Source organism: Paraburkholderia hospita, assembly GCF_002902965.1.
GTDB lineage: Bacteria > Pseudomonadota > Gammaproteobacteria > Burkholderiales > Burkholderiaceae > Paraburkholderia > Paraburkholderia hospita.
The window spans coordinates 307,038-333,650 of sequence record NZ_CP026108.1 but is presented as its reverse complement, the minus strand read 5'-3'; the positions used below and the strand labels follow the sequence as shown (position 1 = coordinate 333,650).

Sequence of the window (26,613 nt, the reverse complement as noted above, 5' to 3'; positions counted from 1 at the left end):
TGCGGATTGCCGCTTGTCGACTGCGACGAGCCGAAGGTCAAATCACAGCCGAACATATCGCAAAGGCTCAACAACTCCGCACGGGCGTCACGCCCGCATCGCCTTCATAACCGCTTCGGAACCGAGTAGTTTGATCACCCGCTTCATGTTGTACGCCAGCACGTGCAGGCTCATCTCCGTGCTCACTTTCTCGATGGTCCGTGTCAGGAAATGAGTGGCGCCCATCCATGCCTTGATCGTGCCGAAGGGGTGCTCGACAGTCTGTCGCCGGATGCGCATCATCTCAGGCGCATGATCAAGTCGCGCCTGCATCTCATCAAGAACAGCCTCGTGCTCCCAGCGTGTCACGCGACGTTGAGGACCCGGCGTGCAGTCCCCTTTTAGCGAACATTGCTGGCAATTAGAACTCCAGTACTTACTGATCGTCAGGCCGCGCTCAACGGTTGAGAATCGCCAGATGAGCCGCTCGCCTGCTGGGCACCGATATTCGTTCGTCCTCGCGTTATAGATGAAGTCATCCTTGCCGAATCGGCCATGAGCCGTTGCGCTCGATGTCACGGTCTTAGGAACGAACACATTTATTCCAGCCTCGTGACATGCGAGTATCTCCTCGCTCTTGTAGTAGCCGCGATCCGCAATTGCAGTGAGCCTGTCGACGCCCATTTCATCACGCGCCAGCTTCGCCATCGACGTCAGCTGATCTCGATCAATGCCATCATTAGTAACCACGTGCGCGACGATCAGATGGTGCTTCGTATCAACCGCCGTCTGGACGTTGTAGCCGACGACTCCGGTTCCCCGCGTCTTCATCGAACGAGCATCTGGGTCCGTGAGCGATACCTGTTTGTCGGGTGCTGCGTTGAGTTGGACCTCGATCTCCTTGAGGCTTCGCATCTGTTCCTTCAAGGCTGCAATCTTGTCCTGTAATCGTTCTGTTCTGACCTTCGCGATTGCAGGCTCCTGACGATCCGCTGTATCCATCGCATCGAGATAGCGAGCGATACTTGACTCGATGTCGCGCATGCGTCGTTCAAGCTTGGCGCTTGTGAAGTTGCGGTCGCGGTGGTTCACCGCCTTGAACTTGCTGCCGTCGATTGCAACGAACGCTTCGGCGAAGAGGTCCAGACGCTGGCATAGCATGACGAACTGACGACAGACGCCGCGGATTGCTTTGCCGTTGTCTTTACGAAACCGCGCAATGGTCTTGAAGTCCGGGGCCAGGCGGCCCGTGAGCCACATCAGTTCGATATTGCGCTGGGCCTCGCGTTCAAGGCGGCGGCTGGATTGAATACGGTTCAGGTAACCGTAGATATAGATCTTGAGCATCACCTCCGGATGATATGAAGGCCGCCCCGTCAGAGCTGGCTCAACACCTTCAAATCCGAGCTTCTGAAGATCAAGCTCATCTACAAAAACATCGACTACGCGCACGGGATTGGTGTCCGTCACGTAGTCGTCAAGTGCTTCGGGGAGGAGAAAGCTTTGTGTACGATTGTCGCCTTGAACGAACCGCTTCATCTCGCTCATCCTCCGCTATCGGATGAACTATTTTACCGCGCCAAAATGGTGTTTTGACACAGTCTGGGCCGAAAACGGAAGAGCGCTCGCTTGACGCCAAGGCTACACACAACGCGACGGGATCGCTGACATTGAACCCTAGTCACGTCGTGCTGCGCTGGGCGCGGGGCGGCCGATCGACGCATGGGCGATATCGGCGGCACGCTCGGCGCAGTCGGCAAAGCTGCGCGTCTGCGTCGACTTTCTCAAACAGAAACTCGCGCATGGGAGTGCGCGTTGTGGAAAACCTGGAGTCTGGTCACCGCAAACTGCTGAATAGCTGAACCACCAGATCGCGCAGCCAGCGATTTCCCGCTTCGTGGTGATAGCGGGCGTGCCAGTGCTGCCGCACGGCAAACCCCTCCACCGGCATCGGACACGGATGAACCGACAGGTCATTCACCTTCGCCAGCGTCTCGCCGATATGCCGCGGCAGCGTGGCAATCAGGTCGGTGCTCTTGATGATGGCCCCGAGCCCGAGAAAACCCGGCAGCTCGAGTACCACGTCCCGCTCGACGTTCTCGCGCACCAGCGCCTGCTCCAGCAGTTGCGCCCCCGTCCCTGCCGCGATGGCGACATGGCCTTCCGCGCGGTACTGCTTGAGCCCGAGCTTTCCGCGCACGCGCGGATGATGCCTGTTCATCAGACACACCCAGTCCTGCGTGTACAACTGCTGCTGGTAAATGCCGCCGCCGAGCCAGGGCACGTGACCGATCGCAAGGTCTGCCTCACCTGACTCCAGCGCGCGTTCGGTATTGCCGTCGATCCTGGCCGCTTCGAGACGGATCCCGGGCGCCTGCGCGCGCACGTGCGCCAGCATTCGAGGAAGCAGCGTGATGTGGCTCGCGTCGGTCATGCAGATGCGAAACCGCCGCTTGGCGGTGGTGGGATCGAATGCAATCTCCCACGCAGCGAAACTCCGCAGTGATTCGAGAATCTCCCGGCACGGACCGATCAGCGCATCGGCTTGCGGCGTCGGTGCCATGCCGCCAGGCGTACGGATGAACAGCGGGTCTTGCAGATGCTCACGCAAACGCCCGAGCCAGATGCTGACGGTCGGCTGACTCTGTCCGAGTTGCTCCGCGACACGCGTGACATTGCGGACGTCGTAGAGAAGATCGAAAAGCTGCAGCAGTTTCAGATCGGGGAGTTCTGCCGGGTTCATACCATTATTGTCTGGTGCAATGACGTCATTGTATCCATTGCATTGCCGACATGAGCATCGAATCGTATCTTGATCTCCAGATTAAGGAGACGGCAGTGAAGATTGTGATTCTGGGTGCGGGTGCTCTGGGCTGTGCCATCGGCGCGGCGCTGATGGAAGGCGGCAACGAGGTGTGGTTGCTGAACCGCTCGGTGGCGCATGTGGAGGCCATGCGGCGCGACGGTCTGCGCGTAGACGATGCGAATGGCACGCGTCGTGTGGAAGTAAAGGCCACGACGCGTGCCGCCGAAGTGGGCGCCGTCGATCTGGTGGTCGTGCTGGTCAAGTCATTTCATACCGATGCAGCGATGCGTGGCGCCCTGGCGCTCGTCGGACCCGACACGCTTGTCCTGTCGTTGCAGAACGGCCTCGGGCACGAAGATGTGCTGGCGGACATCGTGGGTCGTGGGCGCGTGCTGGCCGGCAAGACCTATGTCGGCGGCGTGATGCGCAATCCGGGGCACATCGAGTCCGGCGTCGCTGGCAAGGCGACTTATATCGGCGAACTCGACGGCGGGATCACTTCCCGCGTGATGGCGATCGCTGAAACCTTCAACGCCGCCGGGCTGGCTACCACCGTCAGCGACAACATAGTCGGCACGATGTGGGACAAGTTGCTCGTCAATGTCGCAACCGGCGCGCTGACGGGCACGACTGGCCTCACCTACGGCCAACTCTACGACGAGCCGCTTCTGAAGACGGCTGCGCTCGCGGCAGTCGCTGAAGCAATCGCAGTCGCTCACGCCGCTGGCGTAACGCTTTCCACCACTGATCCTGAACGCCCGTGGATCCTCGCTGGCGAAGGCCTTTCTTCCGCCTTCAAGACCTCGATGCTGCAAAGCCTCGAAAAAGGCTCCATCACTGAAATCGACTTTATCAACGGCGCGGTCGTGCGATGGGGACAACGGCACGGCGTGCCGACGCCCGTCAACGCGACGCTGGTCGCCTGCATCAAGGGCATCGAGCGCGCCATGGCCGACCGACAACGCAGGGAGACAAATGCATGAACGGCAGCAAGGCTTATCTGGAGCATGTCGCCATCTGGGTGAAGGACATTCACTGGCACATCCGCTTTTTCGAAGACGTTTTCGGCATGACGATGCGCGAGGTCGACGGCACCGTCGAAGAACCACGGCAGTACTGGACGCTCGGCGGGCTGCAATTCATTCATAACCCGCAGCATGACGCGCCCGAAGGCCGCCTTGGTCACCTGGGCGTGATGTGCGAAGACATGGAAGCGGCGCTCGCCGCCGCGCAACAGTATGACGTCAGCGAAATGCCGCAGGGACGCAACTGGTTGCGCCTGCCGGACGGCCTCGCCGTCGAACTGATTCAGGCCAAGCCCGCTTCATGCGTGGCGCGGGCGCTGGACATCAACCCGCGTGCGGAGGTTTGAGATGACGATCATCGATAAGTACTGGGACGACGCCAACGAGGGCGACGTGTGCATGAGCCCGACCTACACGGTGACAAAGGAACGCATTCTGGCCTACGCCGACCTCACCGGCGATCACACGCCGGTTCACGTGGACGAGGAATATGCGAACGCGAGCCACTTCGGTTCGATCGTCGCGCATGGTCTGTTCGGCCTGTCTATCGCCGATGGGCTCAAGACCCAGAGCGAATACCGCTTCCTGCCCGGCATGTCGCTCGGCTGGACGTGGGACTTCAACCTTCCGATCAAGGTCAATGACGTGCTGCACGTGAAGTTCCGCGTGGGCACGATGCGCGCGAGCAAGAGCCGTCCGGGCTGGGGCATCGTCGTACTGCCGTCCGAACTGATCAATCAGGACGGCCTGGTCGTCCAGCATGGCGAGCATCGCTTGATGGTGCCGCGCCGACCGGGAGCATTCTGATGCAAGCACGTCCTCTCGAAGGTATCCGCGTCGTCGATTACAGCCATTTTCTGGCCGGTCCGTATGTCGGACGTTGTCTCGCGGCGCTCGGTGCCGAAGTCATCAAGGTCGAGCGTCCAGGCAGCGGCGACGCCGGACGTCAGCACGCAACCGTGCTCGACGACGAGCAGAGCGGCTATTTCCTGCAACTGAACATGGGCAAGCGCGGCGTCAGCGTCAACATGCGCGACGCGCGCGGCAAGGCGTTCATGCAGCGGCTGTGTGACTCGGCGGACGTGTTCGTCGAGAACTACCGGCCGGGTGCATTGAACAAACTCGGGCTGGGCTATGACGAACTGTCCGCGCGCAATCCGGGCCTCGTCTACTGCTCGATCTCGGCCTACGGCCACACGGGACCGGACGCGCACCGCGCAGGTTTCGGCCTGATTGCCGAAGCGAAGAGCGGGATCATGCAGATGATCGGCACGCCCGGTGAACCGCCGCCATTGATGCGCATCTCGCTGGGCGACATGTATACGGGCATTCACGCCGTAGCGGCGATCAATGCCGCACTGCTCGGCCGCGTGAAGAGCGGGCGCGGCCAACACATCGACATGGCGCTGTACGACACGCTGGTGTCGATGCACGAATACGCGGTGCAGTGTTACACGATGCAAGGCATCCTGCCGGAGCAGACGGGCCACGATATGCCCACGTCGACGCTCTATGGCGTGTTCCGTGCCGCCGACGGCGACCTCGTGATCGCGGCGCAGGTGGACGACGCCTGGAAGCGCTTCGCAGCTCTGATCGAGGCGCATGGCGGACCGGACGGTTTTGGCACCGACACACGCTTTCACACCCTCGCGGGACGCAACGCGAACCGGTTGGACATTCTGTCCGTCGTGAAGCCCTGGGTGGCAAACCGACCGGTTGCGCAGGTGCTTGCACTGCTCGACGGCATCGATGTGCCGTGTGCGAAGGTGCAGCGTATCGATGAGGTACTTGCCGATCCGCAGATCGTCGCGCGCGGCATGGTAGTCGAGCAGGAGCACCCTCGCTACGGGACATTCCGTCTGCCGAATCTGCCCTTCCGCTTCTCGGACTGCGATACGACGATCCGCGACGTCGCGCCCGATCTCGGTCAGCACAACGCGGAAGTGGCGCAATCGCTGGGTTTCGGCGCTGCCGAAATCGACGCGATGCAGACCGAAGGTGTGTTGTGTTCAAAGGTGAGGCCATGATGACTGACCAGTACGCGGTGATCGGCAATCCGATCGGCCATACGAAGTCCCCGCTGATCCACGGTCAATTTGCAGAAGAGACCCAGCAGGACATGTCCTATACGGCGATCGAAGGTCCGCTGGAGCCGCAGGACGCGTTCGCTGCGACCGTGCGCGGATTCATCGCAGTGGGCGGCAAAGGCATGAACGTGACCGCGCCGTTCAAGTTGAAAGCGTTCGCGATGGCTGACGAGCGCAGCGAGCGCGCGGCGCTGGCTGGCGCCGCTAACGCGCTGAGCTTTAAGGACGGCCGGATCATCGCTGAGAACTTCGATGGCCTCGGCCTGCTGCGCGACATCGAGGTCAATCTTAACCTGCCGATGGCCGGCAAACGCGTGCTAGTCCTCGGCGCGGGCGGCGCAGTGCGTGGCGCATTGCTGCCCTTCCTTGCCGCGCGACCCGCGGAACTCGTCGTCGCCAATCGGGACATCGCAAAGGTTCGGGCGCTGGTCGACCAGGTCAGCACGAGCGGGCCGCTTGCCGCTTGCGGCTACGCCAATCTCGAGGCGATGGGACAGTTCGACCTCGTGGTCAACGCGACGTCGGCTAGCTTGACGGGCGAACTCCCACCCGTTCCACCGAGCGTTTTCAGCCCGACCGGCGCGGCCTATGAACTGGCCTATGGCAAGCGGCTAGCGCCGTTCCTGAGACTCGCTCGAAACGCAGGCGTACAAGGTGTCGCAGACGGTGTCGGCATGCTGGTGGAGCAGGCAGCCGAAGCGTTCGCATGGTGGCGCGGCGTGCGGCCCCAGACCCGGGCCGTGATCGATCGGCTTACTGTGCCGCTCGACTGAGAATGCAATGGAGTGACGAGTGAAAACGATCCTGATGCTTCACGGTATCAACCACAATATGTTTGGCAAACGCGACCCGGTGCAGTACGGAACAATCACGCTGGCCGAAATCGATGCCAGGCTGCAGGCTCTCGGCGTCGAGCTTGGCGTGCAAGTGGAATCGTTCCAGACGAATAGTGAAGGGGCAATGTGCGAGCGCATTCATCGCGCCTTCGAGGAGCACTGTGACGCCGTGCTGATCAACGCCGGGGCGTGGACACACTACAGCTACGGGATACGCGATGCGCTGGCTATTCTCACCTGCCCCGTCGTGGAATTGCATATGTCCAACATCCACGCCCGGGAATCGTTCCGACATCACTCGGTATTCGCCGAGATCGTCGACGGGCAAATCTGCGGCTTCGGGGTTGAAAGTTATCTGCTCGCCTTGCGAGCCGCAGTCTCCCAGAACCGACGCACGTGAGGGAATCGCAAATCTCGCATCAGCACGGACTGGAACCGATGCGGACTTCGCGGACGCTGCTTTTCAGCTCACATGCGTCAAGACTGCGGCGCAGCGGCCGAATGACCACGTGCAGAATCTCGAGCGGCCGCTCAATCGTCAAAGGTCGATGGGCGATTACCCGCGAATTATCAGAGCTGGCCGGCGCACTCGGAGTTCGCGTTAGAAAGATGATCACGTACGACGCCTCATGCACGAACTGCCATATTCGACCCCTATGCTCAGGTCGAGCCGTATTGATTCAATGGTGGGTATCGAAGTGGAGCAGTCACTTCGTGCATAAGATTGCGGACAGTTCGCCCAGAGTCGGCGGCGGTGCACGGCGGCAAGGCATCGATTACCGGACGTAGATCGGGACTCAGCAGGAGCGTCGGCACACCAGACCTGATCGGAGAAGTCGACATAGAAGTCCGCTCCAACAGATTTTTTACTTCGCTATGTCACGCGGAGAGTGAGCGGAACCAGGTTGCGAGCATGACAATCTTTATGTGCTATCGACCGGCACCGGGCAACGAGACGAATATGGATTCGCAGCAAAGCTCATGCGTCAACCGGAGTTAAGATGCATCGACAGCGTGCGCGTTATCATCACGTGCTGGTCAAAGCGGCTACATGCGTGAACAATGGCGCCGGGGACAGCCACCAGCCGACCCGCAAGCGCGAGCGCCAGATGTGTGGCGCGATGCGATGCGCCGCGCACGCGCAGGCGTTTCTCTCATGTTTCGGCCCGATCCGCCAGCACTTGGCGTTGCCCAGACATCAGATGACCGTGGTACGTCACCGCACCATACTCAAGGAACGCTTCGCAAATGGCACGATTGGACCATCGCCAGCGCTGTCGATGAGGTTGTCTGTTAACGATGACTACTCTTACGTCGAACCGGTAGTCGACGCTCATTAACCTGGAAGAACCCTCACCAGCTTAGCGCAGGAAACTAGGTCCTCCGCCGGATCGTCATCGTCGCCGCAAGCCCTGGAGCGTTGTCGGCAAATTCAAGCGAGCCCTGATGCAGCGTCGCGACCGCCTTGACCAGCGCGAGTCCAAGGCCGACGCCCGGCGTTCCTCTGCTATGGTCGCCGCGGTAGAACCGCTCTGTGACCTTGGTCCGTTCGGCGGCGGGAATACCTGGGCCATCGTCGGTAACGGTGATTTCGACATGATCTTCATGCTCGCACAGCGAAACCCCAACCTCGCCATCTTCCCGCGCATACTTGAGCGCGTTGTCGATCAGATTGCCGATCGCCTGCGCGAGCAGCAGCGGATCGACGACGGCCAGCACTTCGCTTTCCGAGCACAGAAGCAACGAAAGCGAAATGCCGCGCAACTCCGCAACAGGCTGATAGAACTCGACGGCATCGGACAGAATCGTCACCACGTCGCTTTCTGCAAAGCCCGAACGCCGTACGCCCGCATCGATCTCAGCTAGACGCAACAGCGCATTGAAAATGCCGATCACCCGATCGACGTCCGCCATTGCGCCTTCGAGCTGCCCCAAGGTGTCTTCATCGCCCTTCTTGCGCAAGCCCAGCAGCAGCACTTCGAGCCGCGAGCGCAATTCGGTCAGCGGCGTACGCAGATCGTGCGCAATCGCGTTCGATACGTTGCGCACGCCGTTCAAGACTTCGATCAGCGCGTCCTGCGCCTGGATGCGCGTCTTGATCTCTTCTTCAAGTCGGGCATTCTGTTCCTGTTGCAGCCGTTGCAACGCGCGCAGCTTGAGGTGCGTCTGCACGCGAACGGCGACTTCCTCCATTTGCAGCGGCTTGGTCACGAAGTCCATCGCACCGACGCGAAAGCCCATGATCTTATCTTCCGTCTGCGTCAGCGAGGTCATGAAGATCACGGGAATATCGCGCGTGACAGGGTTGTCCTTCAGCGCGCGACAGGTCTGAAAGCCATCCAGTCCCGGCATCATCACGTCGAGCAGGATCAGATCGGGCTTGACCAGCTCGGCGCGGCGCAACGCTTCGTGGCCATCGCGCGCCACCGCGGCGCGCAGCCCCTCGGCTTCCAGCGTATCGACGACGAGGCCCAGATTCGCCGCCGTGTCGTCGACAACCAGCACCACGGGAGCGTCATGGTTTTTCGGCTCTCCCATTGTCAATTCCCTTCGTTATTCAGATGGTGTTCGATCAATGAAAGCAGAGCCTGCGATTCGTAGGTCATGGTCAGTTGCCGCAAGCGCGCGGCGAATGGTTCGTACTTCTCATGCAGCGTTACGAGCCGGTCCGCGTGCCGGTTGATGTCGCGCATCGATCCGAGCAATGCGCAGCGGTGCAGCGCGATCATTTCTTCGCGTGGCGGGATAACCACTGGCTGCCCGGCCTCGCAAGACGATGACGCAACCGGCCGCGTTGGCATGCCGAGCAGTTCGGCGGCCGAGCGCAGCAGCCGGTCGAGATCGAGCGGCTTGGCGAGGAAGACATCTGCGCCCGCATCGATATTGGCGCGCGCGTTGCGTTCGGACGCGTCGGCGGAAACGACGATCACAGGCGTCTTCGCAAGGGTTTGCGAACCGCGCAGATGCGTCAGCATTTCGATGCCGCCCATCAGGGGCATCACCGTGTCGAGAATGATCAGCTCGGGGGCGTGAGCGGCGGCCTTGGCGAGCGCGTCGTGCCCGTCGCCGCTTTCAATCACGTGGAAACCGGCCCGTCCCAGCACCTCCGCCAGTAGCGCCCGGTTGGCGGACACGTCGTCGACCACGAGAATCGTTCGGCCCGCGCCCTCCAGGCTGCCCGCCTGAAGCCTTGGCGCGCACAGCCCCGTTTCCGCCGCCGACGCAGGCGCTTCCAGTTCGAACCAGAAAACACTGCCCTCGCCTGCCGAACTGGAGACGTATATCTCGCTGCCCATCATGCGCACGAGCTGCCGGCTGATCGCGAGCCCCAGCCCTGCGCCGCCGCTGCGCCGCGTATGATCGCCCGCCTGCTCGAAGGGCTGGAAGATCGCCTCCAGCCGGTCGGGATTCACCCCGATACCCGTATCGCGCACCTCGAACCGTACACGCTCGATCGCGCCACGGCTGACGGTCAGGCTCACTTCGCCATGGTCGGTAAACTTGACGGCATTCGCGAGCAGATTGAGCAGCACCTGGCGCAGGCGGCGTTCGTCGACGCGAACCACGGCAGGCAGGTCCTCAGCCGCAACGTAGTTCAGCACGAGATTCTTCTGCTGCGCACGCACGCCGACGATCTCGGCGATCGTCCCCAGGAACGCGCCCAGCGACACTTCGCCAACCTGAAGTTCCAGCTTGCCCGCGCCCAGACGCGCGAAATCGAGAATGTCGTTGATGAGCGTCAGCAGATGCTGGCCGCTCTGTTCGATCACGCTGACACCCGCCTGTTGCCGCGCGTCGAGCCTCGCGTCGCGCTGTAGCATCTGCGCATAGCCGAGAATGCCGTTCAGCGGCGTGCGCAATTCGTGGCTGATATTGGCGAGGAATTGGTCCTTGGCGCGATTGGCGGCTTCCGCTGCTTCTTTTGCGACGCGCACGGCATCTTCCAGCGCCTTGCGCGCGGAAATATCCTGAATGATGACGATCACGTGGCTCGTCCGCCCGGACGCATCGTGTTGAAGCGCGACCGACAGTCCCACCCAGACCCGCGCACCGTCGAACGTGACCAGCGGCACCTCCTCCGAGTAATGCTCGAGCTTGCCCTCCGTCAACAAACGGAACCGGTCGATGCTCGCCGCGGCGAAATCATGCTGAATCAGCTCGTGCAGCCGCTTGAGTTGCAGCGCATCGCGCTCCCAGCCGACAATTTCACTCGAACGCCGGTTCACGCGCAGAAAGCGACCGTCGAGACCGCAATGCGCAACGCCCACGGCGGCGTTTTCGAAGGTGCCGCGAAAACGCTCTTCGCTCGCGCGCAAGGCCTGCTCGGTCAGCTTGAGTTGCGTGATGTCGACCAGACTGCCGACGAAGCGAACCGGCTTGCCCGTCGCGTCACGGCGTGCGGTGCCGCGCACCAGCACCCATCGGTCGCTGCCGTCGCGATGCCGCAGCCGGTTCTCCAACTCGAACACGCCATCGCCGTCTTTCAGGAACGACGCGACGGCAACATCGGTGCTCGCGCGATGGTCGGGATGCAGCACACTCATATACGTCTCGTAATCAAGGCGCGCCTGAGGCGTTTCGAAGCCTAGCCACTCGTAGATATTCGAGTAGCGCGCAAAGCCTCGCTTGTAATCGCCTTCCGGCATGTCGATTTCCCACACGCCGACATTCGAGCCGTACATCGCCATTTCGAGCCGCGCATTGGTTTCGCGCAGAATCTCAGCTTCCTGCGCGTGGCGCTTTTGCGTCACGTCGCGGAACACGATCACGACGCCCAGACGTGCGCCGCGCTCATCGGTCATCGGCGTGCCCGTGCACTCGACGGGTATTTCGCTGCCATCGCGCACGCGCAGAATCGCCCGTGCCGGCAGGCCGCCATCACCCGCGCTTTGGAGCACGGCCGTCATCGGATCGACGATCGGCGTGCGCGTGGCCTCGTCGTGGATCTGGAACATGTCACGCAATGGCCGCGCTGCCGCTTCGTCGCGCGGCCAGCCCGTCAGCGCCTCGCCTGCGGGATTGACGAAGGTTACGCAGCCTTCGGCGTCGGTGGCGACCACGCCGTCGCCGATGCTCGACAGCGTGACGGCGTAACGCTGCTCGCTTTCACGCAGGCGGCGCTCCGCGCCATGCTTGTAAAGCGCCATCTCGACAACGGTGCGCAACTGCACGTCGTCGAAGGGCTTGAGGACGTAGCCGAACGGCTCAGCCGTCGTCGCCCGATGGATGGTCTCCTCGTCTGCATAGGCGGTGAGGAACACGACGGGAATGTCGCACGCCGCCCGGATACGCCGCGCGGTGTCGATACCGTCGAGCTCGCCTTCGAGGCGCACATCCATCAGCACCAGATCCGGTCCCGGCTCCGACTGCCATTGCCATTGCTCGACGAGCGCGAGCGCTTCCTCGCCGCTCGCCGTGGTACCAGCCACGACGTAGCCTGCGCGTTTCATCTGCTGCGCGATGTCTCGCGCAACGATACGGTCATCCTCGACGATCAGGATACGGGCCGAAGTCATCGTGTGGTCCCGTCAAGGTTCCGCTGCATTGAAGTGAATGGTGAAGATGGTGCCATGTTGCTGACTGACTTCGATGCTGCCGCGCAGCTGCAGCACGAGATCGTGGACAAGGCGCAGGCCGAGCGTTTCGTCGCGTTCGAACGAAAAGCCGGGTGCGAGGCCAACGCCGTCGTCCGCGACGCGCAGTTCGCAGCGCTGGTTGTCGAGCGCCGTGAGTTCGATTCGCAGCACGCCGCCGCGTTGCTCTGGAAACGCATGCTTGAGCGCGTTCGACACCAGCTCGTTGATGATCAAACCGCAGGACACCGCGCGCTTCATGTCGAGCTGGATGTCGTCCACGGCAATCTGCATGTCGACGCCCAGCCGCCCCATGTCGTAGACGCGCGCGAGATGGCCGCACAGTGTCGTGACGTGTTGCGTCATCGAAATGCGCGCGAAGTTACCGGCACGGTACAGGTTCTCATGCACCATCGCCATCGAGCGCACGCGGTTGCGGCTGTCGGCGAACAGTTCGGCGACGGCCTTGTCCGTGACGCGTTCGGCCTGCAGGTTCAGCAAACTGCTGATCAGTTGCAGATTGTTCTTCACGCGGTGATGCACTTCATGCAGCAGCGCTTCTTTCTCCGCGAGCAACGCCTGCTTCTCTTCGAGCGACGCGTTTTCCAGCGACACGGCCGCCTGCGACGCGAGCAGCCTGAGCACTGCGAGCCTCGCCGGCGTGAAGACGCCGGACGCCAGTTCGTTTTCGAGGTACAGCACGCCGATCAGCTTCGACTGCTTGACGAGCGGCAGCGACAGCACCGAGCGAGACCGATTTGCCGCGAAGTATTCATCGGCGGAGAACGCTTGGTCGGACGACGCATCGTCGAGCAGAACGGGGCGCTGCGTGCGAATGCTTTCGTGCAGCACCGCGCGCGCGAGATCCTGCGACGTCACGGGCCGGCTGTCGATGCGCACTTGCGTGCCGTCGCGCGTCGCCTCGGCGACTGCCTCGATCCACAAGACCTCGTCGCGCGGCAGCACCAGCAGCGCGCGGCGTGCGCCCGCGTGTTCGAGCATGATGGTCATCAACGTGCGCATCAGACGTGCGGCAACCTCTTCGCCCGATATCGCCTGCGACGCCTTCGTCACGGTTTCGACGTCGAGATCTCCGGCGACGACGCTGTGCGTCGGCGCATGCTCGACGGTTTCGCGGATCAGATCGCCGTAATGTCTGTCCAGCGTCTTGACCCGCGCATTCGCACCCCAGCGCAGCCACGCGCGCCGTGCGTTGCGAAGGTAGGCGCCCGCAATGGTCGAGAAGCCGCGCTTCAGATAGAAGCGCGCGGCGATATCGTGCGCGAGCGCTTCGTCGTGCACGAAATCATGCTTGCGCGCGAGACGGATGGCTTCTTCGTAACAGGTCATTGCTTCGAACTCGCGCGCGCCGATCCGCGCGATCTCGCCGCGCACCAGCGCCGCACGGCTTCCGAAGTTGGCCGGACAGTGCGCCGCCCACAGTTCCAGCTGGCGATGATGCTCGCCGAGCTTCGCGAGGTTTGCCGCCCTCTCCTCTTCCGGCGCGTCGTCATGCCAGCTCGCACGCGTGAGCCCGGCAAAGAACTGGTATTCGGCGATTTCGAAGTGACCGGATGAAGTCCACAGCAACGGCGACGCCTTGCTTTGCGCGTGCATCGCGCCTGCGACGTCGCCCGCCAGATAGCATGCCTGCTGCTTGCGTATCCAGTACCAGCACGCCGCGATCGCAAGGCTCGGATCGCCGTCCAGCCGGCGCTCGAACGCGGCGTCGTCGAACGGATTGCGGAACTCGTCGTGCCCGGCCGCAGCGCCACGCAATGAGCGGATCAGGCCAAGCTGCGCGGTGATGATGTCGACGATCAGGCCGAACTTCGCGGCCTGCACGATCTGCAAACGCCGTTGCGCTTCCTGCTCCACTTCGGCGAGCGGCTCACCGGCGGCGATCAGCGTCGTCACCGTGCAACAACTGCTGAAACCGATATACGTCAGGTCTCCGCTTTCGCTCGCGACCTCGAACGCCCGCCGCAGCAGCGGCAGGCCAGTGCGGATCGGCTTGGTCCACGGCGTGACGTGATACGCGAAGCACATGTACACGCGCGCCTTGAAGCGGTCGAGCCCGCATCCGTCGACCAGCGACAGCCCGAGCTGGCCAAAGCGGTAGCCCGCATCGTAATCGTCGAAGATCGGGCCCGCGACCATGCCGAGGTACGCATATCCAAGCGACGAGGCATCGCTGTTGCCATGCACCAGACTGAGATTCGCCATCCGGCACAGCACGAGGCAGACGAGATTCTCGTCGCTGAAAAAAGCCGGCGGCAGCACGGCCGTCAGCACGTTCATGGTCGCCGTCAACTCGGCGTCTTCGAGCAACGGCAGGTCGGCCAGCGTTTCGATCGGCGCAGCGCCGATTCCCTGCAGCAGCCGGTCGTATTCTTCGCGTGCCGCGCTCCGGCCGGGATGCGGCGACCAGTCGATGCCGACATGCTGCAAAAAGTCGAGACAGGTCTGCACGGCGAGATTCATCTGATCCAGCGCGGTGTAGAGCGTAACACGCAGGAACGTGATGGCCGCGCGGTCGGACAGCGTGCGGGCACGCCGGTCGAGGGTCGAAAGCCGTTGCTTGCTGCTTTCCGTGTCGCCCGTCAGAAACTCGCACTCGGCGCGCTGGCTTTCGAGCTGGAATTTCTGCGCGTAACCCGCGTCCCATCCGTCTTCGCCGAGCAGTTCGCTGCCAATCGACAGATAGGTCAGCGCCGATCCATAAGCGGACGACGCGCGCGCGCGCTGCCCCGCTTCAAGATTGAATCCAACGACCCGCGCGCGCTCCTGCGGCTCGTCGAGCAGATGAATCACGCGGTTGTACTGGTTGACGATCTCGAAGATGCTGCGCTCTTCGTCCGTCGATGGCTGCGCCGCGAGAATCCGGCCAATCCGCAGATGCGTCTCGGCGCGCCGGTCGGCCGGTATCAGATCGTAAGTGGCCTCGTGCACGCGGTCGTGAACGAACGCGAAGCCGTCACGGCTGCGGTAGAGCAAGCCCGCTTCGACGCCATCGGCGAGCGTCGCTTCCAGGTCCGCTTCGTTGCCGCTTATACGCGCAAGCAGCGACGACGTCGCCCTGCCGCCGAGACACGCAAACTGCGCAAGCAGCACCTGCGTCGGCTGCGGCAGACGTTCAATCTTGCCGACCATCAGATCGACGATGCTTTCCGCGAAGCGCGCTTCGCACAAACGCTCAGCGTCCCATGTCCACACACGGCGTTCGAGATTGAACGCAAGAAGGTGCTCGTCGGTGAGGAACCGCAGAAACTGCACGACGTAGAACGGATTGCCGCCGGTTCTCTCGAACACGAGCCGGCTCAGATCGTCCAGTTCGCGCCGCGTTGTCTTCAGGCCATCACCGATCAGGCGCGACACGTCGTCGAATTGCAGCGGCGCCAGCATGATTTCATCGACGGGCGTTCCTGTCTGCAGGATCGCGTCGATCGAACGCCTGAGCGGATGCGTGAGCCCCACTTCGTTGTCACGATACGCGCCGACCACGAGCACGTTTTCCACGTTCGACTCGCACAGCGTTTCGAGCAGGCTCAGCGTGCCCGCATCGCTCCATTGCAGGTCGTCGAGAAACAGCACGAGCGGCTGACTATGGCGAGGAAACGCGGCGATGAACCGCGTGAAGACGGCGAGAAAGCGCGTGCGTGCTTCCTGCGGCGCAAGCTCGGGCACATGCGGCTGCGGCCCGATGATCAGTTCAAGCTCGGGAATCAGATTGACGATCAGCTGCCCATAGGCGCCCAGCGCATCGTGCAGACGCTCACGCAGATCTTCATGTGCATCGAGGCCGTCGTCGATGAACTGACGAGTCAACATCTGGAACGCCTGGGCGAGCGTCGCATACGGAATGTCCCGCTTATAGCGCTCGAACTTGCCCGACGCGAACCATCCGCGCGACGCGGCGGAAGTCATGCGCAAGCTGTTGACCAGCGTCGACTTGCCGATGCCCGAATAACCCGACACGAGCGCCACGCCCGTCTTACCGCTCCCGACGACGCGGTTCAGCGCGGCCTCGAGCGTTTGCGCCTGCTTCTGCCGCCCATACAGACGAAACGGCCGTTGCAGTTGATCCGGCAAGTCGGCGGCGCCCGGCGCGAACGGCTCGACGCTGCCTGATTTTCGCCATGCTTCGAGGCAACGCCGCAGATCGTGCTCGAGTCCCTCTGCCGTCTGATAGCGTTGCGCCGCGTCTTTCGACAGCAGCCGCGCGATGATGGGAACCAGTTGCTCCGGCACGCTGTCGATCCATTCCGCGACGGGAATCGGCAGCTTGGCCGTATGGCAATGCAGCCATTCCGCCGGCGAACTGGCGCGATACGGCAACTGCCCCGTGAGCATTTCGTACAACACGACGCCGAGCGAATAGAGATCGGCGCGTGAGTCGGACCAGCGGTTCACCAGGCCCGTGCGCTCCGGCGAAAGATACGCAAGCGCTTCAAGCGCCATGGTCGGCAAGCCCGTCAGCGGACGCTCGCGCGGCGCGCTCGACACCAAGCCGAGCCCCGTGAGCGCCACGGCATCCGTGTCGCCGTCGAACAGGATATTGCCGGGGCGAATGTCGTTATGGGTGAGGCCGCGGCTGTGCAATGAACTGAGCGCCGACGCAAGATTGACGGCCACCGCCAGAAAGCGGCTGATCGGCAAAGGCCCCGGCTGCACGACGCGCAACGAATTGCCGCCTGGATCTTCGAGCACCAGCGTCGCGCTGCCGTCGCCGCGCAACAGCGCGTGGGGCCGTGCGACGTGCGCACCGTCGAGCGCACCGCGCAACTGATACGCGTGCTCGAGCCGCTCGTGGCTTTCAGGCTGCGGCTGCGACGCGGACGGCGTGACGGTCAGCCAGCTTTGCGACGCGGCATGGCTCGTCAGGCGCGACAGCACGAACTGACCATCGTCACTCAATGTCGTTCTGTCGTAGCCCGTCAACCTCATGGTTCCATCCTCGCGCACAGGTCCGGCTCAGGCGGCGGCAGTGAGCATGTAGCCTGCGTTGCGAATCGTGCGGAGCAAGGACCGCTCGAAACCCGTATCGATCTTCTGACGCAGCTTGCTCACATGCACGTCGATGACGTTCGTTTGCGGATCGAAATGGTATTCCCAGATGTTTTCGAGCAGCATCGTGCGCGTGACGACCTGCTCCGCGTGACGCATCAGATATTCGAGCAGTTTGAATTCGCGCGGCTTCAGGACGATCGCCTTGCCGCCGCGCGTGACCCTGCGTGACAGCAGGTCGATGCACAGGTCGCCGACCTTAAGCGCTGTTTCGAAGTGATTGTCCTGCGAGCGGCGCGCGAGCGCCTCAAGACGCGCCACCACTTCGCCGAAGGAAAACGGCTTGGCCACGTAATCGTCGCCGCCTGCCTTTAGTCCGCGGATGCGTTCGTCGACTTCGTCGAGCGCGCTCAGAATGAGAACGGGGACCTTGTTGCCCGACGCGCGCAACGCAGCGACGATGCTCAGTCCGTCGATGCCGCCGGGCAGCATGCGGTCGAGCACGATTGCGTCGTAGGTTTCCCCGATCGCGAGCGCCATGCCGTCGCGGCTATTGTCGGCCCAGTCTACGACATGGCCGGTTTCGAGCAGGCCCTTCTTCAGAAATCCGCCCACCTGCTGATTGTCTTCGACCAGGAGAATTTTCATTTCAATCACTCGTGGCCCGCTCGTCACGCGCCATGCGCGCCCTGACAAAGAGGCCACTGACGTGTGCAAACCGGGCGAAATAGTGCACCGTCGCGCTGACCTTTCATTATCGCGCCGACGACGTGCACGATGCGACAGCCGCAAATTAAATTTTTTTAAGGTGATGCTGGCAACGGCCCGCCGAGCCGCTTGCCTGCTTGCGTGCAGCGAAATCCGCCGCGATCATTAAAAAACGTTAACGGTATCGCAACGCTGCGCATACCCGTCCGTTCATAAGATGGCAATGTGAACCCCGCGTGCGACGCTCCGCACAGAACGCGTGCGGCCACTTCATCATCTGCAAGATCACGCTCATGAGCCCGGTCATGGAAATGCCATGTATGTCGCCGAATGGGAGCGCGTCCAGAAGCTCCGTCATCCCGCTCGGCCAGTTCGAGCTCGACCTCGGGGTTCGCGCGTTGTGCAAGGATGGCCATGAAGTGCCGTTGGGCTCGCGGGCCTTCGACATTCTAAAGGCCATCGTTCTGGCGGGCGGACGCATCGTGACGAAGGACGAGCTGATGGAAACCGTCTGGCCCGGCCTGGTCGTCGAGGAGAGCAATATACACGTTCACCTCAGCGCTGTCCGCAAAGCACTCGGCGACCACCGTGAGTTGATCGACACCGTGCCCGGACGCGGCTACCGGTTCATGACGCGCAAACGCGATGCATCGTGCGCCCGTTCAGCGGAACACCGTGCCGGGCCCACGCGGGTTGCGGACGCAACGGACGCCAGTTCTGCGACACACCCGTTGCCGCGACGACGGTCGCTGCTCGGACGCGATGCGGCAGTCGAAGAAATCGACAACCGGTTCGCGCTGACGCGCATCGTTACGCTGACGGGGCCGGGCGGTGTCGGCAAGACCTGTCTCGCGATCGAACTTGCGCACTGCAAGACTGGCGATAGCTCATTCGACGTCGTGTTCGTCGATCTGTCGCAATGCGATTCGGCGTCCGCCATCCCGCACGCGCTGGACGACAAGGCAGCAACGCACGGCGGGGAAACGAAGTGCGGCCCATCGCAAGCATCAACGCATTCGCCGAGCGTGCGCACGCTGCTCGTGCTGGACAACGCCGAGCATCTCATCGATGACGTGGCGCACATCGTCGAAGGCCTGATGGCCGAGCATGATTCGCTGCACGTGCTGGTCACGAGCCGGGAACGGCTGCGCATCGCAACGGAAACTGTGTATCGTGTCGAGCCGCTCGCCTTGCCGCAGGCTGTTGAGAGCCGCGACCGGCTGGTTCAGTCGCCCGCCGTGAGACTGTTCCTGGAGCGCGCGAGTCTTTGTGGCATGCGCATCGACGACGACAACGAACTCCAACTGGTTGCTGAGATATGCCGCCGGCTCGATGGGCTTCCACTCGCGATCGAACTCGCGGTCGGCAGGGCTTCTGTGTTCGGTCTCGAAGGCGTGCGGCAACGCCTTGAAGAACGTTTTCTGCTGCTCGCCGATGGCTATCGCACTGCGCAGCCGAGGCATCGCACGCTGCACGCCGCGTTCGACTGGAGCTTCGTGAGACTCAGTCCTTGCGAGCAGGCTGTTTATCTACGCGTCGCGCGCTTCACCCGCTTCTTCACCATCGACGCGGTGTTTGCAGTCGCGTGCGACAACGAAATTGACCGCGCGAGCGCATTGGACTGTCTCGCGCAACTCATCGAGAAGTCGCTGCTCGACGTGAGCTTCAATGGCGCAATGGCGAAGTACCGTTTGTCGGAATCGGCCCGCGCGTATGCGCTGAAGCAGCAGCTCGAACGCGACGGCGAATCGCGCGAAGTCGCGCGACGGCACGCGCAGTATGTCTGCGCTTTGCTCGCGAGAACATCGTGCGAAGATGCACTCGCCGACGCGCGCGTCGCCTTTGAATGGGCTTTCTCGCCATCGGGCGAGCCAAAGATTGGAATCGACCTGGCTGCCGTTCTCGTCCCAGCCCTGCTTCGACGCGGCCTGACGGACGAATGCGCGCGACGCGCAGCTGTCGTTATTTCCACACTCGAACCGATGACGCGAAGCGCACGCAATCTCAAATACCCCGACACCGTCTGGAATGCACAGTCGCTAGCGGTGTCAGCACCTTGTTGAGCGGCTCTGCGTTGTGGTTCGCATGAAACCGATAATTCCGAGTTTGATTCGAACTCTCGTTGGAGAGCGGTTGACGAGCATTCTCGCTTTCGAAATTTTGGAAGAACGCCCGATCGAACTTTGCCCACTCGTTTCGCCATGTTCATCTGGAGATCACGGCCGTGCGTCTCAGCAGGCGTCGCCCGACATGGCGCGAAAGCCGTGCAATCAACGCGCTCCCGACGCCGCGCAGCAAGTCAAGGTCGGCGCTCCGCAAACGAGTTGTGCAGACCTTCCCTCGATTCCCGATTATCTGACAACCTAACCGCAGCGCGACGAACTGAGGTGATGAATCATGTTCAACGATAACCAACCTTGCTCCGCGACGGCAGCACGACCGAAAGACTCGCTAGGATGCTTGTCAAGCCAGCTAGGCAAAGATCTCGAACTCGATACGGGTGAGTTCAAGTTCTATCGCAAGTGCACACGAGACGGCACGACAAGCGCGGTTAACATGCCCGCCTCCGATCGAGGCCTGCTTGTCGGCGTGTCGCTTAGCAGCGGCCACAGCCGACGCATTTTTTCCGGCCACAGATCGACATTGCATGATTTCGAAAAAGACTCAATCTACATTCGTGACTTCGCTGATGACTACCGGGCCGAACTGCGCCACGGCTTCGATTTCGTGCTGATGGAATTGCCGCAGACTTTCATGACGAGAGCCTGCTACGAACGAAGCGGATCGGGTACCCCGCGCGTTTCATCGCTTGCCGGCCGCAAAGACCCTATCCTTGGTCACCTTGCGCAGATATTGTCGCTTACGCTGGAACGCCAGAGCGAGGCCAGCCCACTCTTTGTCGAGCAATTGGGCGTGATGATAGGGACGCATCTGATAGATCGGTATGGCGGCGCATCGTGCGAGTCAAAACGCAACAGCCGGCGGCTCTCCGGTATGCTGGAGACGCGGGCCAAAGACATGCTGCTCGCGAAGGCACAAGGCAATGCCTCCATCGAGGAGATCGCGAACGCATGCAATCTGTCGCGTAGTTACTTCATCCGTGCGTTTCGTGAAACTACCCATCGCACGCCTCATCAATGGCTGCTAGAGCAGCGCATAGATCGCGCACGCGATCTATTAAAACACTCAGACTATTCTCTGACAGAAATCGCCATGACATGCGGGTTTTCCGATCAAAGCCACTTCACGCGCACATTTTCGCAGCTGGTGGGGATGCCGCCCGGCATGTGGCGTCGACAGACGGCCGGCTGAGCGGCACTCTTTCGTACAAATCTCCGACCGCGTAGGCCGTAATGAATCTGTCACTATCATCATTCCGTGATGCAACGCGACAGCCAAGTAGCGAAGTAACGCCTGTCAGGATCCGCGTAAGCCTACGCGCTAAAACAATTGAAATTGCTTGGCGGAGTGCCCTACGTCGCGAGGCGCCATGCACAGAGCGTCTGTGGATTGCTCGCAAAAATATCGTGTCACGAACTGCTCGATGATGCGCGTGTCGTTTTTGAGTGGTCCTTTCCCCTTTCGGCGAGCGTGAAATCGGAGTCGAACTGGCCGCTGCCATGATCCCCACATTCTTCCGACACCGGTTGCGACGTTGCCAGCGCGTACGACTGCCCCCCTGAAGCCCTCCAGATAGCGGAGACGAGCGGTTCCCGTCATCGTTCCGTGATGGACGAATGCGCAAAACGTGCTGATGAAGGCTCTTTCGTCGGGCTGACGCACGCTAGCCCAGCCCATGACGATGCTCCAGGCTGGCCTGCCGATTGCGAAGGGTCTCGCTCAGATTCAATTCGCTGTCTCTCTGCTTCGAATGAACGAAATACGCATAAAAAATCACTCTTGGTCCGATCGGATCGCTCGCACCGTAGTTGTCGGGCACTCGCCTAGCCAGACCCGGTTAATCTTTGTATGATGCGTCCCAACACACTGGGTATCCAATCAGCCATGCCGAGAAAAGCAAGGACTAGCGAAGACGCGGCGCACGGCGACGTGCCCGACATCCCGGACGGAACCACCCGGCGCCTTGCGCCGGAAGTGCGCGAGCGTCAGATCCTCACCAAAGCAATCGAACACTTCGCCACCCACGGTTTCTCCGGCAGCACACGCGAACTTGCCCGCCAGCTACGTGTGACGCAACCGCTTCTATACCGCTATTTCCCCAGCAAAGAGGCCTTGATCGACCGCGTATACGAAGAGGTCTACCAATGGGATTCGAGTTGGGAAAGCCTGATCAAGGACCGCTCCATTCCGATTCAGGAACGCATGGTGCGCTTCTATTCAGCGTACGCGGATGTCATTTTGCGGCGCGAATGGATCCGCATTTTCATCTTCGCGGGCCTCACGCGCGAAGGCATCAATTCCAAGTATTTGTCGCGGTTGTGTCGCGATAAGTTTGGCGGGGTAAGAAATTCGGTAATGGCAAGGAGTCCTTATGCCACCAGCGAATAGAACTGCGCAGCAGCGGTTCGGGTATCGCCGCTGCCCTTCATCTGACCTTTTCTAATCATATGCATCGTCTCAATGCCTGACAGGATAATGCGGGCACAGCGAAAATCCTTGAAGCCCATCATGGGCCTAGTTCGGCGTTTGATTGCCCGATGATCCTGCTCGACGACGTTATTCAGATACTTGACCTGCCTGACCTTGATGGGCGTTTCACGTTCCACGTTGATGGCCAGGAGGGCCGCCAGATTGGCCCCGCTCTTATCCATGGTCACGGTCTCGGGCACGCCGTTCCGATCGATGGCTTTCTCGAAGTAGCGGCGCGCTGCAGCCTTGTCGCGATGTGCCCGCAACAGGAAATCGACCGTATTCCCGGCCTTGTCCACAGCGCGATACAAGTACTTCCACTGGCCGCGCACCTTGACGTAGGTTTCATCCATCCTCCAGCTCTTTCCGACCGGGCGTTTGTGCCGGCGAAAGGCTTTCTCGAACAACGGCACCAGTTTGATCACCCAGCGATGCACGCTCGAGTGGTCAACTTCTACACCGCGTTCGGCCATCATCTCCTCCAGGTGGCGCAGGCTTAGCGGATAGGCCACGTACCAGCGGACACACAGGAGGATGACGTCCAGCGGATAATGAAGGCGCTTGAGCACCTTGCTGAGACCCGGTGACAACGTCGCGCGCGCCGTCTTCTTCGTCTTGTCCATGCTGTTCGTCATTCATGGTGGGACGCAAATTCTAGCTCAGCGCGTTAGTGCGACAAAACCCCTTTCTCGGCAGCGCATACGCGTCGCAGCTCCTTTCGACGCGATCGCCAATTCGGTGAGCCTTTACGGGAGCCGCTCCGCGGTGCATGCCTCAAGCAGCGCGAGTCGACTCTGCTCAACGCCTCTCCATGACCATCTAAAGCCCAACGTGGCAGCGCCACTGTGTTTTAGAAGTCTTCGATTCGCTATACCGGCGAAGAGGGCTCGACTGCGCTGATTGTCTGGTGACCGACCAAGACGCGCGCGATCCCCGCGCTACCGACAACTTCAACGTGTCGAGACAATAGTGCATCACTAAGCAGCGAATACGCCGCCCAACGTGCACCCGGGCACCGATCTGCTCGTTCGGCAACTCTGCCCCTTGCGCTATATGTCAAGAAATCGAGAGGCGAAGGAATACCGGTGCTGCGACGCTGCTGCCCACCACCCAGCAACTCCGCCGACACGGGGCCTTTGACGTTTGGACGATGGTTCGCTCACTGTTGGTCGCGAGCCGCTTCACGAAATACCCCATATACGGCACATTTGATCCTCATCACTCGTCCTCCGCTAAAACATCAAGCAATATCACCGCCCTTCTTCAATAACGCGCTGACGTAGTCGAGAAAACTGGAAATGCGAAGCGACAAGGTCGTATTGCGATAGTAGACCGCATGAATCGGTTGCCGAAAATCGACAGTCTCGTCAATAAGCAGCTCCACCAGATCACCGTTGCGTCGATGCGCGCTTGTCATGTAATCGGCGAGGCAGACGATACCTGTACCGTTTGCCGCAAGCGTCAGCAACGTTTCGCCACTCGACGCTCGCAGCCCCGGACGAATCCGGTAGACGTCGTCACCGCCGACACGCAGTGGCCAGTAATTTAGTACCTCCGGATGCGAAAATCCAAGTAGCGTATGTGCAGCAAGATCCCCGATGCGCTTGGGTCTCCCGGCCTTCGCGAGATAGGTGGGACTTGCCAGAATTCTCAGCCTGCTGCCGCCGAGCCTGCGCGCGTGCAGCGTTGAATCGCGCAGTTCGCCGATCCGTATCGCGACATCGGTACGATGCTCAAGCAGGTCGATGATCTCATCGCTCGTATAGAGTTCCACTTCGATGTCGGGATAAGCATCACGGAAGCCTGTCATCAGCGGTGCGATCACATGTTGCATAAAGGGCATCGCCGCGTTAATCCGCAGCCTGCCCGTCGGCGTTTCCCGCTGCCGCGCAATCTGCTCCTCGGCAAAATCGACCGACGCGATAATGTCGCGTGCGTAGTCGAGGAAGGCCCTACCCTCTTCGGTGAACTCCAGCCGACGCGTCGTGCGCCGGATTAGCGTCGTATCGAGCTTTTCTTCAAGTCGTCGCAATACCCGGCTCATCACCGAGGTAGGCTGATGCAGCTTGTCCGCCGCACTCGTCAGCGAACCGGTGTCTGCGATGGTCACGAATGCGAGCATTTCGTCTAGCGTAGTCTTCATGGGAGGCAATCAGCAATCAATCGTGAAACGTCACGATAGTGCGATTTCGTCACGTTGATAACCGCGCCGAAATTGAATAACATTTGATTTCAAATCAACAATTCGATCTAGTCTGACCAGACGAACGCAAAAAACGCTGTTACTGCAATCGACATCGCAGCGTTCCTCCAGCAACGATCTCTTTGTCGAGCGTCTTATCCCCGATGTCGACACTCGATGTTTCGGTTGTCACTTTGAGGCTACCCGTCCTTGCTTCGCGGTCCAGTACAACCTTTCCTGCACTTTTCGGGAACTTCCCGCGCCAAGCGGAGGCGCCATCGAAGTGATCAACCTCAAAGCTAGGATAAACGGTCGGCCTTGAACAATCCGCAAAGCTTATGCGGTAAGACTCCGAGGTCCAAATGGCATTGTGGGATTTGCAGAGACCTGGCATATTGATGCCTAAATCCTGCAAATCCTGACGAGGTGCGGATGGGTCCGAAGAGGCCCGTGACAGAGGGAGATTTCTTCCGGCAGCCGCTGCGCGAGCAGATCAATCTGAAACAGCAGCTGGTGCGGCTGCTAACCTGTTCAACTGGGATCGCCTAGGCATGGCGACGAGTCCTGCCAAGGCGCCCCCAATATCTGTCCGCAAAAATTCACCCGGCAGTAGTCTGGATCAATCCGGTCGAGCACATCGGCGCACTGGTTTCCTAAAGTCGTCTGCGGTCGGTATATGACACCGCGTCCGATCGCACCAGTAACCTCTTCCTTAATGTGTTTCCCGCGCGGAAACGCTGCGAGAGTTACACCACTCGCGGAGTTACTCGCGGCTGCTGTGCGAACCGACCTCGTCGGTGCGGATTTCGACGCATACAGCGCGTACAACCGAGCGCGTGTTCGGCCAAGCACCTTCCCCGAACCCGGTCGGATCCCGCCACCGGCGACCCACGTAGGCACACTGGCAGGTCTGAAGGATATCAACACGTACACCGCATCAACAAAGACAATGCACTCATTCACACCGTGCCCCGACCACATCCATTCAGCATCGCAAATCCCGTTTCCCGTCCGGCAGGTTACAGTTTGAAGATGAAACACAGGGACATCATCGTGACAGCGTCTTCGCTTGAAGATCCGCTTCATAGCCCTCTGTACACTCTGTGGGATCCGTCTCCGCGCTCGAGTGCGGAGCCGTAATGGACCACCGAATTACGCACAGGACTACAGATGGTACACGACGCGAACGTTTCCAGTTTTCAATCATCGTCTCCGACTTGCATAGAAACAACCGATGCGAGCACCATACGATCACCGTTTGAGGGTGCACGCATCAAGCTTCGCAGAGGTCGGAAAATCTGATCACCCTCTGCAATTGGCTTACCAGAAAGAGCGCAAAATCCATCGATCCGCGCGAACCCTAACCGCCAGATCTGATCACTGTAATGTCCGGTCCGAGGATCACTCCAAAACATACTCAATGTATGCTCTGAAAGCATCTCCTGAACAAAGATTCTCGCCGGTCGCGGTAGGTAATCTGTCGCGTTGAGCCCGTTTGGGATATCACGCCTCCTTCGACGATATTTCTTTAAAGGCACAGCGATTTCCACTCGTTGTACTGATTGGTCAGTATCCGGACACAGCAATCGCATCAAAGCTCTCTCGAATATATCTTTCTCGTTCGCGCAGGGCATGTCGTTTACTTTGATTGTGTCACATGTGATAAAAGAACCGATCGTAGAGCGCATCTTGTAAATTCGATCTGCGGGCTACCAGAAATTTCACGCGGCAATAACATTCTTCATCGCAAGTTCCGGTATCGGGCGTACCCACAGCTTAGACTTTCGGCACACATACGGATCCAGTCTCCTCGCCTAGAC

Annotated in this window: 18 protein-coding genes and 3 pseudogenes; 11 read left to right on the top strand and 10 right to left on the bottom strand. The window is 60.8% G+C overall.

The genetic code is table 11. The annotated features are described in order from the left end of the window. Window positions 1–87 precede the first annotated feature (87 nt). The gene (locus C2L64_RS45905) at window positions 88–1,518 is read right to left on the bottom strand and encodes an IS1182 family transposase (RefSeq protein WP_103154355.1); all 1,431 of its coding nucleotides are present in this window, start codon (window positions 1,516–1,518) and stop codon (window positions 88–90) included. A 298-nt stretch (window positions 1,519–1,816) separates the two neighbouring features. Then, on the bottom strand, window positions 1,817–2,722 hold the full coding sequence (locus C2L64_RS45900; RefSeq protein WP_103153990.1) for a LysR family transcriptional regulator: 906 nt from the start codon (window positions 2,720–2,722) through the stop codon (window positions 1,817–1,819). Window positions 2,723–2,817: 95 nt separating this feature from the next. Here C2L64_RS45900 and C2L64_RS45895 point away from each other — a divergent pair, with 95 nt between their 5' ends. From C2L64_RS45895 to C2L64_RS45865, 7 genes and pseudogenes are all read left to right on the top strand, one after another. Further along, window positions 2,818–3,768 carry a ketopantoate reductase family protein gene (locus tag C2L64_RS45895; protein ID WP_103154354.1) on the top strand — a complete coding sequence of 317 codons (951 nt, stop codon included), beginning with the start codon at window positions 2,818–2,820 and terminating at the stop codon, window positions 3,766–3,768. Beyond that, on the top strand, window positions 3,765–4,157 hold the full coding sequence (locus tag C2L64_RS45890) for a VOC family protein (RefSeq protein ID WP_079486545.1): 393 nt from the start codon (window positions 3,765–3,767) through the stop codon (window positions 4,155–4,157). The genes C2L64_RS45895 and C2L64_RS45890 overlap by 4 nt, the downstream gene beginning before the upstream one ends. Before the next feature lies 1 nt (window position 4,158). Next, window positions 4,159–4,617 (top strand): MaoC family dehydratase, encoded by a 459-nt coding sequence (locus C2L64_RS45885; RefSeq protein ID WP_079486548.1) that lies wholly within the window; start codon window positions 4,159–4,161, stop codon window positions 4,615–4,617. Further along, a complete protein-coding gene (locus tag C2L64_RS45880) occupies window positions 4,617–5,837 on the top strand; it encodes a CaiB/BaiF CoA transferase family protein (RefSeq protein ID WP_103153989.1) in 1,221 nt (406 codons plus the stop codon). The genes C2L64_RS45885 and C2L64_RS45880 overlap by 1 nt, the downstream gene beginning before the upstream one ends. After that, window positions 5,837–6,670 (top strand): shikimate dehydrogenase, encoded by an 834-nt coding sequence (gene aroE / locus C2L64_RS45875; protein ID WP_103154353.1) that lies wholly within the window; start codon window positions 5,837–5,839, stop codon window positions 6,668–6,670. Before C2L64_RS45880 ends, aroE begins: the two co-directional genes overlap by 1 nt. 19 nt (window positions 6,671–6,689) lie before the next feature. Further along, a complete protein-coding gene (aroQ, locus tag C2L64_RS45870; protein ID WP_103153988.1) occupies window positions 6,690–7,133 on the top strand; it encodes a type II 3-dehydroquinate dehydratase in 444 nt (147 codons plus the stop codon). A gap of 616 nt (window positions 7,134–7,749) precedes the next feature. Then, window positions 7,750–8,030, top strand: a pseudogene (locus C2L64_RS45865) (IS6 family transposase); the annotation flags it as partial. Window positions 8,031–8,107: 77 nt separating this feature from the next. On the opposite strand, the gene C2L64_RS45860 reads toward C2L64_RS45865, so the two are convergent. The 4 genes from C2L64_RS45860 to C2L64_RS45845 are packed head-to-tail and all read right to left on the bottom strand — an operon-like array spanning window position 8,108 to window position 17,961. After that, window positions 8,108–9,271 (bottom strand): hybrid sensor histidine kinase/response regulator, encoded by a 1,164-nt coding sequence (locus tag C2L64_RS45860; RefSeq protein ID WP_103153986.1) that lies wholly within the window; start codon window positions 9,269–9,271, stop codon window positions 8,108–8,110. A 2-nt stretch (window positions 9,272–9,273) separates the two neighbouring features. Next, the gene (locus tag C2L64_RS45855; protein ID WP_103153985.1) at window positions 9,274–12,249 is read right to left on the bottom strand and encodes a response regulator; all 2,976 of its coding nucleotides are present in this window, start codon (window positions 12,247–12,249) and stop codon (window positions 9,274–9,276) included. A 12-nt stretch (window positions 12,250–12,261) separates the two neighbouring features. Beyond that, window positions 12,262–17,253 (bottom strand): AAA family ATPase, encoded by a 4,992-nt coding sequence (locus tag C2L64_RS45850; protein ID WP_103153984.1) that lies wholly within the window; start codon window positions 17,251–17,253, stop codon window positions 12,262–12,264. 27 nt (window positions 17,254–17,280) lie between these two features. Further along, window positions 17,281–17,961, bottom strand: a complete 681-nt coding sequence (locus tag C2L64_RS45845; RefSeq protein WP_103153983.1) for a response regulator transcription factor — start codon at window positions 17,959–17,961, stop codon at window positions 17,281–17,283. 365 nt (window positions 17,962–18,326) lie between these two features. Between C2L64_RS45845 and C2L64_RS45840 the strand changes: the two genes are divergently transcribed. From C2L64_RS45840 to C2L64_RS45830, 3 genes and pseudogenes are all read left to right on the top strand, one after another. Continuing rightward, window positions 18,327–20,084: an ATP-binding protein gene (locus C2L64_RS45840; RefSeq protein WP_103154352.1), complete on the top strand. Its 1,758-nt coding sequence runs from the start codon at window positions 18,327–18,329 to the stop codon at window positions 20,082–20,084. Between the two features lie 334 nt (window positions 20,085–20,418). Beyond that, entirely contained in the window at window positions 20,419–21,333 is a 915-nt protein-coding gene (locus C2L64_RS45835) for a helix-turn-helix transcriptional regulator (protein ID WP_103153982.1), read from the top strand. 693 nt (window positions 21,334–22,026) lie between these two features. Beyond that, window positions 22,027–22,461: pseudogene (locus tag C2L64_RS45830) on the top strand (TetR/AcrR family transcriptional regulator); the annotation flags it as partial. A gap of 50 nt (window positions 22,462–22,511) precedes the next feature. On the opposite strand, the gene C2L64_RS45825 reads toward C2L64_RS45830, so the two are convergent. From C2L64_RS45825 to C2L64_RS56445, 3 genes are all read right to left on the bottom strand, one after another. Further along, entirely contained in the window at window positions 22,512–23,234 is a 723-nt protein-coding gene (locus C2L64_RS45825) for an IS6 family transposase (RefSeq protein ID WP_103154351.1), read from the bottom strand. A 617-nt stretch (window positions 23,235–23,851) separates the two neighbouring features. Continuing rightward, on the bottom strand, window positions 23,852–24,754 hold the full coding sequence (locus tag C2L64_RS45820; protein ID WP_103153981.1) for a LysR substrate-binding domain-containing protein: 903 nt from the start codon (window positions 24,752–24,754) through the stop codon (window positions 23,852–23,854). Window positions 24,755–24,893: 139 nt separating this feature from the next. Then, the gene (locus tag C2L64_RS56445) at window positions 24,894–25,187 is read right to left on the bottom strand and encodes a YceI family protein (RefSeq protein WP_407671953.1); all 294 of its coding nucleotides are present in this window, start codon (window positions 25,185–25,187) and stop codon (window positions 24,894–24,896) included. Between the two features lie 38 nt (window positions 25,188–25,225). Here C2L64_RS56445 and C2L64_RS56440 point away from each other — a divergent pair. Next, window positions 25,226–25,356: pseudogene (locus C2L64_RS56440) on the top strand (IS5/IS1182 family transposase); the annotation flags it as partial. 636 nt (window positions 25,357–25,992) lie between these two features. Here the strand turns inward: C2L64_RS56440 and C2L64_RS55975 are convergent. Beyond that, the gene (locus C2L64_RS55975) at window positions 25,993–26,385 is read right to left on the bottom strand and encodes a DUF3331 domain-containing protein (RefSeq protein WP_279636277.1); all 393 of its coding nucleotides are present in this window, start codon (window positions 26,383–26,385) and stop codon (window positions 25,993–25,995) included. Window positions 26,386–26,613 lie beyond the last annotated feature (228 nt).

Excerpts from the sequence above, each read along its gene's own strand:
- C2L64_RS45905 (WP_103154355.1), bottom strand. The coding sequence starts at position 1,518 with ATGAAGCGGTTCGTTCAAGGCGACAATCGTACACAAAGCTTTCTCCTC.
- C2L64_RS45900 (WP_103153990.1), bottom strand. The coding sequence starts at position 2,722 with ATGAACCCGGCAGAACTCCCCGATCTGAAACTGCTGCAGCTTTTCGAT.
- C2L64_RS45890 (WP_079486545.1), top strand. The coding sequence starts at position 3,765 with ATGAACGGCAGCAAGGCTTATCTGGAGCATGTCGCCATCTGGGTGAAG.
- C2L64_RS45885 (WP_079486548.1), top strand. The coding sequence starts at position 4,159 with ATGACGATCATCGATAAGTACTGGGACGACGCCAACGAGGGCGACGTG.
- C2L64_RS45880 (WP_103153989.1), top strand. The coding sequence starts at position 4,617 with ATGCAAGCACGTCCTCTCGAAGGTATCCGCGTCGTCGATTACAGCCAT.
- aroE (WP_103154353.1), top strand. The coding sequence starts at position 5,837 with ATGACTGACCAGTACGCGGTGATCGGCAATCCGATCGGCCATACGAAG.
- C2L64_RS45860 (WP_103153986.1), bottom strand. The coding sequence starts at position 9,271 with ATGGGAGAGCCGAAAAACCATGACGCTCCCGTGGTGCTGGTTGTCGAC.
- C2L64_RS45855 (WP_103153985.1), bottom strand. The coding sequence starts at position 12,249 with ATGACTTCGGCCCGTATCCTGATCGTCGAGGATGACCGTATCGTTGCG.
- C2L64_RS45850 (WP_103153984.1), bottom strand. The coding sequence starts at position 17,253 with ATGAGGTTGACGGGCTACGACAGAACGACATTGAGTGACGATGGTCAG.
- C2L64_RS45845 (WP_103153983.1), bottom strand. The coding sequence starts at position 17,961 with ATGAAAATTCTCCTGGTCGAAGACAATCAGCAGGTGGGCGGATTTCTG.
- C2L64_RS45840 (WP_103154352.1), top strand. The coding sequence starts at position 18,327 with ATGGAAATGCCATGTATGTCGCCGAATGGGAGCGCGTCCAGAAGCTCC.
- C2L64_RS45835 (WP_103153982.1), top strand. The coding sequence starts at position 20,419 with ATGTTCAACGATAACCAACCTTGCTCCGCGACGGCAGCACGACCGAAA.
- C2L64_RS45825 (WP_103154351.1), bottom strand. The coding sequence starts at position 23,234 with ATGGACAAGACGAAGAAGACGGCGCGCGCGACGTTGTCACCGGGTCTC.
- C2L64_RS45820 (WP_103153981.1), bottom strand. The coding sequence starts at position 24,754 with ATGAAGACTACGCTAGACGAAATGCTCGCATTCGTGACCATCGCAGAC.
- C2L64_RS56445 (WP_407671953.1), bottom strand. The coding sequence starts at position 25,187 with ATGCCAGGTCTCTGCAAATCCCACAATGCCATTTGGACCTCGGAGTCT.
- C2L64_RS55975 (WP_279636277.1), bottom strand. The coding sequence starts at position 26,385 with ATGCGATTGCTGTGTCCGGATACTGACCAATCAGTACAACGAGTGGAA.